Genomic DNA, 13,090 nt, shown 5'->3' on the forward strand with positions numbered 1-13,090 from the left:
TTTTTCACCGCTTTCGACCGAGAGGATCGAATCGTTAATAAGGCTAAAACTCACTGCCTTACCAACTCCTTCTGGCTTCGATGAACTGAAGCGTAACCGCTGCCGAAAACTGCGTAACTCGTTGAATCTCAAGGAGTTTTCCGTTTCGACTGCGCCGGAAGTGGGGCGAATTATAGACGTGTAGAATCTGCCGTCAACACTTAATTTGAATTTTCTATGAATAAGATCAAAACCCCCTGAAACAGGGGCTTTCGCAAGGCTATATATAGAGGGGTATTACGCACCTCTATATAGAAGAGAACCCTACAGCACTCCCGACTGCCGCAACGCACCCACCGCCTCGACCGGCATCCCCAGTACCCGCTGCAGAACCTGCGCGGTGTGCTCACCTAATAGAGGAGGGGCATTACGGTACTCCACTGGAGTCTCGGAGAGGCGAATCGGACTCGCCACCTGGGGCACCATCCCAGCCAATGCATGAGGCAACTCGATAGCCAGGCCACGAGACACGACCTGTGGATCAGCAAACACCTGTGCCAGATCATTGATCGGCCCACAGGGCACCCCAGCCTGCTCCAGCTGGCTCACCCACTCAGCTGTAGTCTTGAACACCGTCGCCTGACGAATCAGCGGAATCAACACCGCCCGATTAGCCACCCGCAGCTTATTAGTGGCAAACCGAGGATCATCCACCCACTGCGGCTGACCTGCCACCTCGGCAAACTTGCGAAACTGTCCGTCGTTACCCACGGTAAGAATGAAGTCACCATCCGCCGTTGGAAAGTCCTGATAAGGAACGATATTCGGATGAGCATTACCCAGACGCTTGGGGGCAACTCCCGTCGTCAGATAGTTCATGGCCTGGTTAGCCAGACACGCGACCTGCACATCCAGCAACGCCATATCAATGTGCTGCCCGCCACCACCCTGATCCCGATGAGCCAAGGCCGCCAGAACCGCCACCGTCGAATAAAGCCCCGTCAGGATATCGGTCAAGGCCACACCGACCTTCACCGGTCCACCTCCCTCATCCCCCTCAGGTCTTCCGGTGAGACTCATCAGCCCACCCAACCCCTGGATCATGAAGTCATAACCCGCCCGCTTGGCATAGGGACCGGTCTGACCAAACCCGGTGATCGAGCAATAGATCAACTGCGAGTTAATGGCCTTGAGCGAGTCATAGTCCAAGCCATATGCCGCCAGCCCACCAACCTTGAAATTCTCGATGACAATGTCTGACTTGGCCGCCAGCTCACGCACCAGCTGCTGCCCCTCAGGACGAGTGAAGTCGATGGTCACCGACTGCTTGTTACGGTTGGCCGACAAGTAATAGGCGGCCTCGGTGGTGTTCTCGCCATACGCATCTTTAAGGAAGGGCGGCCCCCAGGCGCGCGTATCGTCACCATTGCCTGGACGCTCGACCTTGATGACCTCGGCCCCAAGGTCCGCCAGAATCTGCCCAGACCAGGGCCCAGCCAATACCCGCGACAAATCCAGTACCCGCAGATGCGATAACGCGCCCATGGTCGCTCTCCTATTAATAGAACGCCTGGAGACCGGTTTGCGCACGCCCTAGAATCAGCGCATGCACGTCGTGGGTACCTTCGTAGGTATTGACCACTTCCAGGTTCACCAGGTGGCGGGCAACCCCGAACTCATCGGAGATACCATTACCGCCCAGCATGTCACGAGCCATACGCGCGATATCAAGGGACTTGCCGCAAGAGTTGCGCTTCATGATCGAGGTGATTTCCACCGCTGCAGTGCCTTCATCCTTCATCCGTCCCAGACGCAGGCAACCCTGAAGGGCGAGGGTGATTTCAGTTTGCATGTCCGCCAGTTTCTTCTGGATCAACTGAGTCGCAGCCAAGGGCCGACCAAACTGCTGACGATCCAGGGTGTATTGACGTGCGGTGTGCCAGCAGAACTCTGCAGCACCCAGCGCACCCCAAGAGATGCCATAACGCGCCGAGTTCAGGCAGGTGAAAGGACCTTTCAGGCCACGCACGTCCGGGAAGATGTTCTCTTCCGGTACAAATACGTTGTCCATGACGATCTCACCAGTGATCGACGCTCGCAGACCGACCTTGCCGTGGATAGCCGGAGCACTCAGGCCTTTCCAGCCCTTCTCCAGAACGAAACCCCGAATATCACCGGCGTCGTCCTTGCCCCAGACCACGAACACATCGGCGATCGGACTGTTAGTGATCCACATCTTGCTGCCAGTCAGGCTATAGCCGCCGTCCACTTTCCGCGCACGAGTAATCATCGCACCCGGGTCAGAACCATGATTCGGCTCGGTCAGACCAAAGCAACCAATCCACTCGCCAGACGCCAGTTTCGGCAAGTACTTCTGTTTTTGTGCTTCAGTCCCGAACTCGTTGATCGGCACCATTACCAGGGACGACTGCACGCTCATCATCGAACGGTAGCCGGAATCCACACGCTCCACTTCACGAGCGATCAGGCCATAGCACACGTAGTTCAAGCCACTGCCACCGTATTGCTCTGGAATGGTCGCCCCCAGCAGTCCGATCTCACCCATCTCACGGAAGATGGCTGGATCAGTCTTCTCATGACGGAAAGCTTCCAGAACCCGCGGCGCCAACTTGCCCAGGGCGAACTGCTCGGCACTGTCGCGAACCATGCGCTCTTCTTCGGTGAGTTGCTGGTCCAGCAGAAGGGGATCGATCCAGTTGAAGCTTGCTTTGCCGCCCATGAGTAAGTCCTCGTGAATTAGGTCAACTATCGTGAGCTGATCCTAGGCGCAGCTGGAGCCCCCAGGCAAACGAGGATTTCGCATATTGTTGTGCTAATTTCTCACTCCGTAATGGCAAAAAGTGCCTTTTACAGCCTCCATTAGTGAGATAGCCGTACATGCGCAGAAAGATCCCCAGCACCGCCGCCCTTATCAGCTTCGAAGCCGCCGCTCGCCACGAGAGCTTTACCAAGGCCGCGCAGGAGCTTTCCTTGACTCAGGGCGCCGTCTGCCGGCAGATCGCCAGCCTGGAAGAGTTTCTCAGCGTGGAACTCTTCCGACGTTCACGACGCGGAGTCAAACTCACCGAGGCAGGCCTGTCCTATAGCCGCCGGGTGGCCACTCAACTGGATGCGGTGGAGCGCGACACGCTTTCAGTCATGGGGCAACAGGGTGCCAACGTCATTGAGCTAGCGGTGGTTCCAACCTTCGGCACCCAGTGGCTCTTGCCACGCCTCAAGGACTTCCAGCAGCAACACCCCGAAGTCACGGTCAACCTGACCAACCGCACGCGCCCTTTTCTGTTTGCCGACACGCCCTTCGACGCCGCCATCTACTTCGGCGATGCCGACTGGTCCGGCACCCAGTCCCACCGCCTGATGGGCGAGAATCCCATGCCGGTGTGCAGCCCGGAAATGCTGGGCAACAACGGCCAATTAAGCGCCACAGCCATTGCCGAGTTGCCGCTACTACAACAGACCACGCGCCCCTACGCCTGGAGACAATGGTTCAACTCCCAACAGTTGAACATCCCCCGCGACATGACAGGTCCGCGCTACGAGCTATTCTCCATGCTCGCCCAGGCTGCCATGCACGATATGGGCATCGCGCTGATTCCTCCCTTCCTTATTCAGCGCGAACTGGCAGAGAAACGCCTGGTGATCGCCAACCCTCAGGCGCTGTCGAGCATCAAGGCGTATTACCTGATCATTCCCGAGCGCAAGGTGGAATCGGCCTCTTTGCGGGCATTCCGCGATTGGCTGGTGAACCAGGCGAATAGCTACAACCTAGAGCAGTAGGGGCCCACGGCGATTAGCTGACCCAGTAGTCAAATAAAATAAAGCACTACAGATATAATTATTTGTCGCATTTAGACAGACTGTACCGACACCTTGCACAATCGTCCTACAAGCGCCTAACCACGCGGCTTGTAGGGTTTATTGAGAGGTAATGCAGGACTATTCACACCTCCGATGAGAAAAATCTTGATTTCAAGGCCTAGGCCTTGAAAGGCACGGCTTACAAGGGTTTAACCCGGTACGTTGCGACATTCGGTCACGGGGTGACTTGTAGTTAATTTTCCGTCACTAGTCAGAATCCCTTGAAGGCCTCAAAGTTCGCCTGCAAAATGCCGCGCCCCGCTGTGATTTCAGCGGGATCGTGCTGATCGGCCGCCCCAGTTGCACCCTCCGCAGTGCACTGGCCTTCTAAGAAAGATCGAAAGCAATAAGATCAAGCAGGAGATTTGACGTGCACATTGGTGTTCCTCTCGAAACCCAGACGGGTGAAACACGGGTTGCTGCAACCCCGGAAACCATCAAGAAGCTGATCGGCCAGGGTCATAAAGTCACTGTGCAAAGCGGCGCCGGCATTAACGCCAGCGTGGTCGACAGTGCCTATGAAGCGGCAGGGGCAACCATTGGCAGCGCCAACGATGCCTTTGGCGCTGAACTGATCCTCAAGGTAGTAGCCCCGAGCGACGCAGAGCTGACGCTGATCAAGAGCGGCACTGTGTTGGTAGGCATGCTCAATCCGTTCAGCAACGAGACCATTGCCAAGCTGGCCGAGTGCGGGATCACCGCCTTTGCCCTGGAAGCCGCGCCACGCACTTCCCGGGCCCAGAGCCTGGATGTGCTTTCATCCCAGGCCAACATTGCCGGCTACAAGGCTGTGCTGCTGGCAGCCCACTACTACCCACGCTTCATGCCGATGTTGATGACTGCCGCCGGTACCGTGAAAGCCGCCCGCGTGCTGATTCTTGGCGCCGGTGTTGCAGGTTTGCAGGCCATCGCCACGGCCAAACGCCTGGGAGCGGTGATCGAGGCCTCAGACGTGCGCCCGGCAGTGAAGGAGCAGATCGAGTCCCTGGGAGCCAAGTTCGTTGATGTGCCTTACGAGACCGATGAAGAGCGCGAGTGCGCCGTTGGTGTCGGCGGTTATGCCCGCCCCATGCCGGCCAGCTGGATGCAGCGCCAGGCCCTGGCGGTGCATGAGCGCGCCAAGCAGGCCGATATCGTCATCACCACCGCGCTGATTCCGGGCCGCAAGGCGCCGACGCTGCTGAGCGCCGAGACCGTAGCCCAGATGAAGCCCGGCTCCGTGGTCATCGACCTGGCTGCCGCCCAAGGCGGCAACTGCCCGCTGACCGTGGCTGACCAGGTGGTGGTCGAGAACGGCGTGACGATTGCCGGTCCCACCAACCTGGCCGGCGCGGTAGCCGCTGATGCCTCGGCGCTGTATGCCCGCAACCTGCTGGACTTCCTGAAGCTTGTCTTCACCAAAGAAGGGCAGTTCGAAGTCAACCTCGAAGACGACATCGTCGCCGCGTGCCTGATGTGCCGCGACGGCCAAGTCATCCGCAAAAACGCCTAAGCAGGGATTCAGACGATGGAAGAGCTTATCTCCCCCGGTATCTACAACCTGATCATCTTTGTACTGGCGATCTATGTCGGTTACCACGTGGTCTGGAACGTCACACCCGCACTGCACACGCCTTTGATGGCGGTGACCAATGCCATTTCCGCGATCGTCATCGTCGGCGCCATGCTGGCCGCCGCCCTGACCGTGACCCCGCTGGGCAAGACCATGGGCACCCTGGCCGTGGCCCTGGCTGCGGTCAACGTGTTTGGTGGTTTCCTGGTCACCCGCCGGATGCTTGAGATGTTCAAGAAAAAAGCCCCGAAAGCAAAAGAAGAGGCGCCCAAGTAATGAGCATGAACCTGGTAACGACGCTCTACCTGATCGCGTCCATCTGCTTCATCCAGGCCCTCAAAGGCCTGTCGCACCCCACCACGTCCCGTCGCGGCAACCTGTTTGGCATGCTGGGCATGGCACTGGCGGTACTGACCACCATCGGCCTCATCTATAAGCTGGGCGCCGAACTGGCCACCGCCGGTATCGGCTACGTGATCGTCGGCCTGCTGATCGGCGGTACCGCCGGTTCGATCATGGCCAAGCGCGTCGAGATGACCAAGATGCCGGAGCTGGTAGCCTTCATGCACAGCATGATCGGCCTGGCTGCGGTGTTTATTGCCATTGCTGCGGTGGTCGAACCTCAGTCCCTGGGCATCGTCAAACACCTGGGCGACTCAATCCCGGCCGGCAACCGCCTGGAGCTGTTCCTTGGTGCGGCCATCGGTGCAATCACCTTCTCCGGTTCGGTGATCGCCTTCGGCAAACTGTCGGGCAAGTACAAGTTCCGCCTGTTCCAGGGCGCACCAGTACAGTTCGCCGGGCAGCACAAGCTGAACCTGGTGCTGGGCCTGGCCACCCTGGGCCTGGGCGTAACCTTCATGTTCACCGGCAACCTGGGCGCTTTCGCCCTGATGCTGGCCCTGGCCTTCGTCATGGGCGTGCTGATCATCATCCCGATCGGCGGCGCCGATATGCCGGTGGTGGTGTCGATGCTCAACAGCTACTCGGGCTGGGCAGCAGCGGGGATCGGCTTCTCCCTGAACAACTCAATGCTGATCATCGCTGGCTCCCTGGTAGGCTCCAGCGGTGCCATCCTCTCGTACATCATGTGCAAGGCGATGAACCGTTCGTTCTTCAACGTACTGCTCGGTGGTTTCGGCAACACCGCCGACGCCGCAGGACCTGCTGGCTCGAAAGAAGCCCGCCCGGTGAAATCTGGTTCGGCTGACGACGCAACCTTCCTGCTGACCAATGCTGACACTGTGATCATCGTTCCCGGCTACGGCCTGGCGGTGGCCCGGGCCCAGCATGCGCTGAAGGAGTTGACCGAGAAGTTGACCCACCGCGGCGTGACCGTGAAGTACGCGATTCACCCCGTAGCGGGTCGCATGCCCGGCCACATGAACGTGCTACTGGCCGAGGCCGAAGTGCCTTACGACCAGGTGTTCGAGATGGAAGACATCAACTCCGAGTTCGGCCAGGCCGACGTGGTGCTGGTACTGGGCGCCAACGACGTGGTCAACCCGGCGGCGAAGAACGATCCGAAATCGCCCATCGCCGGCATGCCGATTCTCGAGGCCTTCAAGGCCAAGACCATCATCGTCAACAAGCGCTCCATGGCCAGCGGTTATGCCGGCCTGGACAACGAACTGTTCTACCTCGACAAAACCATGATGGTCTTCGGCGACGCGAAGAAAGTCATCGAGGACATGGTCAAGGCCGTCGAGTAACCCTGCCGTAGCGCAATACCCAAAACCTCAGTCTTTAGTAGGCTGGGGTTTTTTATTTACCCCACAAAGCCGACAGAAGGCTCTAGATCAGGGCCTTTCATTCGACCTTTGTCGCGGGGCGTTTTTTTTTGAAATCACTAGACTGCGCTTCTTGCTTTCGTTGCCCGAGATAACAATCCATGTACCGTGATCGTATCCGCTTGCCTTCGTTGTTGGATAAGGTGATGAGCGCCGCCGATGCTGCCGCTCTGATCGAGGACGGCATGACCGTCGGCATGAGCGGTTTTACCCGCGCCGGTGAAGCCAAGGCCGTCCCCCATGCCCTGGCCGAACGGGCCAAGGTAACGCCGCTTAAAATCAGCCTGATGACCGGCGCCAGCCTGGGCAACGACCTGGACAAGCAACTCACCGAGGCCGGCGTCCTGGCCCGGCGCATGCCGTTCCAGGTGGACAGCACCCTGCGCAAGGCGATCAACGCCGGCGAGGTGATGTTCATCGACCAGCACCTGTCGGAAACCGTCGAGCAACTGCGTAACCAGCAGCTCAAGCTACCGGATATCGCGGTGATCGAAGCTGTGGCCATCACTGAGCAGGGGCATATCGTGCCGACCACGTCGGTGGGTAACTCCGCCAGCTTCGCGATCTTCGCCAAGCAGGTGATCGTCGAGATCAACCTGGCGCACAATCCGAACCTGGAAGGCCTGCACGACATCTATATCCCGACCTATCGTCCGACCCGCACACCAATCCCGCTGGTGAAGGTCGACGATCGCATCGGTAGCACCGCGATTCCGATTCCTGCGGAAAAGATCGTCGCCATTGTCATCACCAACCAGTCCGACTCACCGTCCACGGTATCGACCCCGGACAGCGAGACCCAGGGCATTGCCAATCACCTGATCGACTTCCTCAAGCAGGAAGTGGATGCCGGGCGCATGAGCAATAAGCTCGGTCCGCTGCAGGCGGGTATCGGCAACATTGCCAACGCGGTGATGTGCGGCCTGATCGATTCCCCCTTCGAAAACCTGACCATGTACTCCGAAGTGCTGCAGGACTCGACCTTCGACCTGATCGATGCCGGCAAGCTGAGCTTCGCCTCCGGCAGCTCCATCACGCTGTCGAGCCGACGCAATGCCGACGTGTTCGGCAACCTGGAGCGCTACAAGGACAAACTGGTGCTGCGTCCCCAGGAGATTTCCAACCATCCGGAAGTGGTGCGCCGCCTGGGCATTATCGGGATCAACACCGCGCTGGAGTTCGACATCTACGGCAACGTCAACTCCACCCACGTCTGCGGCACGCGGATGATGAATGGCATCGGCGGTTCCGGCGACTTCGCCCGCAACGCGCATCTGGCGATCTTCGTCACCAAATCGATTGCCAAAGGCGGAGCCATATCCAGCGTGGTACCGATGGTCAGCCATGTGGACCACACCGAGCATGACGTCGACATCCTGGTGACCGAGATCGGCCTGGCTGACCTGCGTGGCCTGGCGCCGCGGGAGCGGGCACGGGTAATCATCGACAACTGCGTGCATCCAGCCTACCGCGACGCGCTGAATGACTACTTCACCAAGGCCTGCGCCCTGGGTGGTCATACGCCACACATCCTGCGCGAAGCCCTGAGCTGGCACATCAACCTGGAAGAAACCGGGAAAATGCTCGCCGAGTAATTGATACAGTTGGCAGCTGACGCAAACACAGTTTCGTCAGCCTGCCGACCACTCGCCACAAACCTGAAAAAACTGTACTGCTGTACTGGTTGATTTCCCTTCCTAGCACACCATTCCTCAGTCAAAAACAACAGAAACGCACCAATATAGTGCCGACAGGTACAGTTGCGCCATTTCTGAACAGTACAGCCCCTATAAACAGTTAACTGGCCCATCACAATACAGATGAACTGTATCTACAGAGTCTTGCGTCGGAGGAGGATCATGGGCACCAGTTAAACCACTACCTAATCCCGCCACAAGCGGAAGGATGCACATCATGGAACGTACACTCAGTTCCGAACTGTTCTTCGAAGACAAAGCTGCAAAGACCCAGGCTTCCATGCCTCTGCGCGTTATCGCCAACCTGATGCTGTGGCAGCGCCGCATCTCCAGCCGCCATCAATTGGCTCGCCTGGACTCGCGTCTGCTGGCCGATGCCGGGATCAGCGAAGCACAACGCTACGAAGAGCTGAGCAAGCCGTTCTGGCGCTAACTCAGCGTCGCTGGCTCTGACCCACCGGGTCCACCGCCAGCACCCCGAATTGCACACACAAAACCCGTCGTGGGAAACCGCGACGGGTTTTGTCGTTATGGCCTGGAAAAAAGCTTTCGGAATTGGAGTACAGCTTCAGCTACTCACTATAGGTACAGTTTTAAAATAACAACATCTATACCAGTACAATTTAACGCCGGTGTATCTGTTTAGTCGTGCCACAACTCAACACCATGACGCTACGAGCCAATTGCTCGACTTTCCAGCGAGGATTGCGTCATGAACTCATCACTCAGGCAAACCAGCAACTCGTCCCAGGTATCACCACGCTTCAGCACTGTGCGAAGCTGGATACATGCGCTCAGAAACATGCAGGAGAGGGCACGAACTCGACGACTGTTGTCACAGATGGACGAACGAGAACTGTCGGACAGCGGCATCAGCCACTGTGAACAGACAGAAGAACTGCGCAAACCCTTCTGGCGCTAATCTCTGACGCAGGTCTGTGCGAACAGATCAGCTCAGCCTAATATCTGATGCGACGTAGCGATTCTTCTCCGAGCTGCGTCAGATCAAGCAGACACAGCACCTCGCAGTGGCTGTCCGGCGTCTCACTCAGCGCCTTTTAATTGTCTGTTCATTCACAGGAGTTACCCATGTCCCGTCTTCGTCTGCTCAGCGCTGCCGCACTGCTGGCCCTGGCCGCCAATGCCCACGCCACTAGCCTGATCGTGACCACCGACGCCATTGTCGGTGCACTCAAGGCCACCAGCGATGCCACATCCGATGCCACATCATCCCTGCGCGACCACAAGATTGTCCGTGCCGCACGGGATGACGCCGCCAGCTTCGTCGCCACCGATGGCGCTATTCGCGGGGTGAAACTGGAAAGTGCCTTTGCCCACATCCGCCAGCAGGCACCTCAGTTGCACGCCACTGACGCACAACTTGCCCAGGCAATCCTGGCGATCTGAAGACCGCCTGTTTCAGGTGCGTACGCGCACCTGAAGCTCTCTGCTCTGGCCCTGTCCGGGGCATTGCGCTAGCCTTGGCGCTGGTTTTCAGCTGTCGAGACTCATGGGTTTGTTCCGAATTGCGCTTTTTGCTCCGCTATTGATCATCGTCTGTTGGGCCGGCTCAACGCAGGCATTCGACCTGACCACCCAAAGCACGGTCGTCACCGTGTACGCCACAAGCCAGGTGACCTCGGCGCCCTTCGACCATAAACTGCTGCTCGCCGCCCAGGATGATGCCGCCGCCTTCATTGCAACCGACGGTAGACTGCGCGGTGCCCGCCTGGAGTCCGCACTGAACTACCTGCGCCAGGACCCGGCAAAACTTCATGCCAGCGACCTTGAACTGGCGCAGGCAATTCTCGTCCAATAACCATCCCTGTTATTCCGGAGTCGTTCCATGCGTAGCCCGCTGATTGCCGCCACCCTTGGCCTGCTGTTGTTGGCCGATGTGGCCCAGGCACACACCCTGGTGGCCACCAGTAACATCATCGTCCGTGCCTCCGGCCGCACGATCGATTTCACTTCAGACACCACCACCTCGATCCGTGACTCTAAAGTCGTACGCGAAGCCCACGACGATGCTGCCAGTTTCGTTGCCAGCAACGGTGATATCCGTGGCGCGCAGCTGGAAGCCGCATTCGATGCCCTGCGTACCCACGTACCGGAAGCCCGGGACGCCAGCGATCAGGTGCTGGCCGAAGCCATCCTCGCGCTGTGAAACCACTCCTCGCCTGGCTGCTGGCCGGAACCCTGGCGCTGCTCTGCAACAGCGCCCAGGCCGATCTGCAATTGCGCCTCAAGACCGATGGCTTGACCCCGGCGCAACAGCACGCCAGCCAGGTGCTGCTGGATGAAGCGATGCAGGCGCTGCCGCCGCGCTTCATCCAGCAACTGGACCGCACCATTGACGTCGGCTGGACCGACCAGATGCCCGACAACGCCTATGGCGAAGCCTCTCTAGTGTCGGAGCTGGACCTTAACCGCGCGCTACTGCCGAGCCTGGCCGATGGTTCCGCGGCAACCCAGAAGACCAGCCGCCCCCATGGCACTGTGCGCCGGGAAATGCTTGCCACCGTGCTCCATGAGCTAACCCACATTTACGATCGTGCACGTTTATGGCCCAGTGCCGAACGCAGCCTGATCCAGCGCTGCACGCGCAAAAACAACACCTCCGGCCTGATCGGCCTGCCAGATGAATGCCGCGGCCAGAACGACCGTCGCTTCACCCTCAGCGATGATCCACGCCTGCTGGACCTGGCGGGCTGGCCGCAATACGTCGGCCGTAGGGGAGAGCGCGAGCAGCACAACCGGCAGATCGCCCGCAGCCCGGACCTTTACGAGATCACCAACCCGAAAGAATTCGTGGCGGTGAACATGGAGTACTTCCTCCTCGACCCGAGCTACGCCTGCCGGCGTCCGGCGCTATACCGCTACTACCAGGAGCATTTCGGCTGGGCGCCCGCCGCCAAGGACTCCTGCACCAAGTCCTTCGCCTTCCTCAATGCCGGCAACGACTTCGCCAAGACGCCCCTGGGGCAGGTGGATCCGGAACGGGTCTACGCAGTGGACTACCTGCTGGCAGAGGCCAACCAGAACTGGGTCAGCCGCTGGGGCCACAGCATGCTGCGCCTGGTGATCTGCGCTCCAGGCAGACCTCGGGGGCCGGATTGCCGACTGGACCTGGACCAACATCTGGTGCTGTCCTATCGAGCCTTTGTCGGTGATGTGCAGTTGTCCAGCTGGGATGGCCTAGTGGGCAAATACCCATCGCGGCTGTTTGTCCTGCCGCTGTCCCAAGTGATCGACGAATACACCAAGACCGAACTGCGCAGCCTGGCGTCGGTGCCCCTGAAGCTGTCGCGCAGCGAGATCGAGGAGGTGGTGGAACACGCCGCCGAGATGCACTGGAGCTACGACGGCAACTATTACTTCCTGTCCAACAACTGTGCGGTGGAAAGCCTCAAGCTGCTGCGCAGCGGTAGCAACAATAAACAGCTGATCGGCCTCGACAGCATCATGCCCAATGGCTTGCTGGAGGTACTGAAGGGCAGGGGGCTGGCAGACACCAGCGTGCTCGATGATCCGCGGGAGGCGCTGCGCCTGGGCTATCGCTTCGACTCCTTCCGCGACCGCTACCAAGCGATGTTCGAAGTCATCCGCAAACACCTGCCCATCAAGCAGGCCAGCGTCGAAGACTGGCTGTCGCTGAGCGCCGCAGAACGCCGCCAGTGGGTCGACCAGGCCGACCTGCGCACCAGTGCCGCCTTGCTGCTGCTGGAGCAGGCCAGCTATCGCCGGCAATTGCTGCTGGCCCAGGACGAGGTCAAGCAGCGTTATCTGGGGGCTCGCGAGCTGAAGAATGGCGGCATGGAAAAGGCCAACAAGACCCTGCAGGAAATTCTCGCCAACAGCGGCTTCCTCAGCCGCCCGGCGGAACTGCTGGGCAGCAGCGGTTATGGCCTGCCGCAGCCCGCTGAATGGCAGCGCCTGGAGTCCGAAAGCAGCCAGCGGCAGAAGCAGCTGCAATCCTTGACCGGGGAACTGGACAAGGAGGTTCGGGCCTTGCTGGAACCCGCACGGGCAGCGGAGATTGCCGCCAACGAAGCCAACCTGAAGTTGGTGGGCGAGCATTTGCGGGAGCTGCACAAGGCCGCAGGCGGGTTGGAGCTGCCCTGATGTCCGGCTTGTCCGCAGCCGGCTTGAACCGCTGTATCCGTAATTGCCGCCTGCTCTCAAGGGATTCT

14 protein-coding genes are annotated in these 13,090 nt (G+C 59.2%); 12 read left to right on the plus strand and 2 right to left on the minus strand.

Annotation, left to right across the window (positions count from 1 at the left end):
- Positions 1–184: hypothetical protein (locus tag GV818_RS34225; protein ID WP_218586300.1), on the plus strand; the 184-nt coding region annotated here is incomplete at its 5' end.
- A 119-nt stretch (positions 185–303) separates the two neighbouring features.
- Here GV818_RS34225 and GV818_RS12150 read toward each other — a convergent pair.
- Together GV818_RS12150 and GV818_RS12155 are read right to left on the minus strand one after the other, a co-directional pair.
- A complete protein-coding gene (locus GV818_RS12150) occupies positions 304–1,524 on the minus strand; it encodes a CaiB/BaiF CoA transferase family protein (protein ID WP_161776662.1) in 1,221 nt (406 codons plus the stop codon).
- Between the two features lie 13 nt (positions 1,525–1,537).
- Positions 1,538–2,719 carry an acyl-CoA dehydrogenase gene (locus GV818_RS12155; protein WP_161776663.1) on the minus strand — a complete coding sequence of 394 codons (1,182 nt, stop codon included), beginning with the start codon at positions 2,717–2,719 and terminating at the stop codon, positions 1,538–1,540.
- Between the two features lie 158 nt (positions 2,720–2,877).
- On the opposite strand from GV818_RS12155, the gene GV818_RS12160 reads away from it, so the two are divergent.
- The 11 genes from GV818_RS12160 (at position 2,878) to GV818_RS12210 (ending at position 13,022) form a co-directional block, all read left to right on the plus strand.
- Positions 2,878–3,777 carry a LysR substrate-binding domain-containing protein gene (locus GV818_RS12160; protein WP_161776664.1) on the plus strand — a complete coding sequence of 300 codons (900 nt, stop codon included), beginning with the start codon at positions 2,878–2,880 and terminating at the stop codon, positions 3,775–3,777.
- A gap of 451 nt (positions 3,778–4,228) precedes the next feature.
- Positions 4,229–5,350, plus strand: coding sequence for a Re/Si-specific NAD(P)(+) transhydrogenase subunit alpha (locus tag GV818_RS12165; protein ID WP_161752282.1), 1,122 nt, complete (start codon positions 4,229–4,231; stop codon positions 5,348–5,350).
- Between the two features lie 15 nt (positions 5,351–5,365).
- Positions 5,366–5,686, plus strand: coding sequence for an NAD(P) transhydrogenase subunit alpha (locus GV818_RS12170; RefSeq protein WP_003220416.1), 321 nt, complete (start codon positions 5,366–5,368; stop codon positions 5,684–5,686).
- Entirely contained in the window at positions 5,686–7,122 is a 1,437-nt protein-coding gene (locus tag GV818_RS12175) for an NAD(P)(+) transhydrogenase (Re/Si-specific) subunit beta (RefSeq protein WP_161752284.1), read from the plus strand. The genes GV818_RS12170 and GV818_RS12175 overlap by 1 nt, the downstream gene beginning before the upstream one ends.
- Positions 7,123–7,301: 179 nt before the next feature.
- Entirely contained in the window at positions 7,302–8,795 is a 1,494-nt protein-coding gene (locus GV818_RS12180) for an acetyl-CoA hydrolase/transferase family protein (protein WP_161752286.1), read from the plus strand.
- A gap of 319 nt (positions 8,796–9,114) precedes the next feature.
- Complete coding sequence (locus GV818_RS12185) at positions 9,115–9,330, plus strand: DUF1127 domain-containing protein (protein ID WP_161752288.1); 216 nt, start codon at positions 9,115–9,117, stop codon at positions 9,328–9,330.
- Between the two features lie 279 nt (positions 9,331–9,609).
- Positions 9,610–9,819 (plus strand): DUF1127 domain-containing protein, encoded by a 210-nt coding sequence (locus tag GV818_RS12190; RefSeq protein ID WP_161776665.1) that lies wholly within the window; start codon positions 9,610–9,612, stop codon positions 9,817–9,819.
- Positions 9,820–9,986: 167 nt separating this feature from the next.
- Positions 9,987–10,304: a DUF2388 domain-containing protein gene (locus GV818_RS12195; protein ID WP_161752292.1), complete on the plus strand. Its 318-nt coding sequence runs from the start codon at positions 9,987–9,989 to the stop codon at positions 10,302–10,304.
- Positions 10,305–10,407: 103 nt separating this feature from the next.
- Positions 10,408–10,716: a DUF2388 domain-containing protein gene (locus GV818_RS12200; protein ID WP_161752294.1), complete on the plus strand. Its 309-nt coding sequence runs from the start codon at positions 10,408–10,410 to the stop codon at positions 10,714–10,716.
- Positions 10,717–10,743: 27 nt separating this feature from the next.
- A complete protein-coding gene (locus tag GV818_RS12205) occupies positions 10,744–11,064 on the plus strand; it encodes a DUF2388 domain-containing protein (RefSeq protein WP_161752296.1) in 321 nt (106 codons plus the stop codon).
- Positions 11,061–13,022, plus strand: coding sequence for a DUF4105 domain-containing protein (locus tag GV818_RS12210; protein WP_161776666.1), 1,962 nt, complete (start codon positions 11,061–11,063; stop codon positions 13,020–13,022). Before GV818_RS12205 ends, GV818_RS12210 begins: the two co-directional genes overlap by 4 nt.
- Positions 13,023–13,090: the final 68 nt, after the last annotated feature.

It is taken from the genome of Pseudomonas sp. Fl4BN1, assembly GCF_009908285.1.
Lineage (GTDB): Bacteria > Pseudomonadota > Gammaproteobacteria > Pseudomonadales > Pseudomonadaceae > Aquipseudomonas.

Coding starts and splice junctions, on each gene's coding strand:
- GV818_RS12150 (WP_161776662.1), bottom strand. CDS start 1,524: ATGGGCGCGTTATCGCATCTGCGGGTACTGGATTTGTCGCGGGTATTG.
- GV818_RS12155 (WP_161776663.1), bottom strand. CDS start 2,719: ATGGGCGGCAAAGCAAGCTTCAACTGGATCGATCCCCTTCTGCTGGAC.
- GV818_RS12160 (WP_161776664.1), top strand. CDS start 2,878: ATGCGCAGAAAGATCCCCAGCACCGCCGCCCTTATCAGCTTCGAAGCC.
- GV818_RS12170 (WP_003220416.1), top strand. CDS start 5,366: ATGGAAGAGCTTATCTCCCCCGGTATCTACAACCTGATCATCTTTGTA.
- GV818_RS12175 (WP_161752284.1), top strand. CDS start 5,686: ATGAGCATGAACCTGGTAACGACGCTCTACCTGATCGCGTCCATCTGC.
- GV818_RS12180 (WP_161752286.1), top strand. CDS start 7,302: ATGTACCGTGATCGTATCCGCTTGCCTTCGTTGTTGGATAAGGTGATG.
- GV818_RS12185 (WP_161752288.1), top strand. CDS start 9,115: ATGGAACGTACACTCAGTTCCGAACTGTTCTTCGAAGACAAAGCTGCA.
- GV818_RS12190 (WP_161776665.1), top strand. CDS start 9,610: ATGAACTCATCACTCAGGCAAACCAGCAACTCGTCCCAGGTATCACCA.
- GV818_RS12195 (WP_161752292.1), top strand. CDS start 9,987: ATGTCCCGTCTTCGTCTGCTCAGCGCTGCCGCACTGCTGGCCCTGGCC.
- GV818_RS12200 (WP_161752294.1), top strand. CDS start 10,408: ATGGGTTTGTTCCGAATTGCGCTTTTTGCTCCGCTATTGATCATCGTC.
- GV818_RS12205 (WP_161752296.1), top strand. CDS start 10,744: ATGCGTAGCCCGCTGATTGCCGCCACCCTTGGCCTGCTGTTGTTGGCC.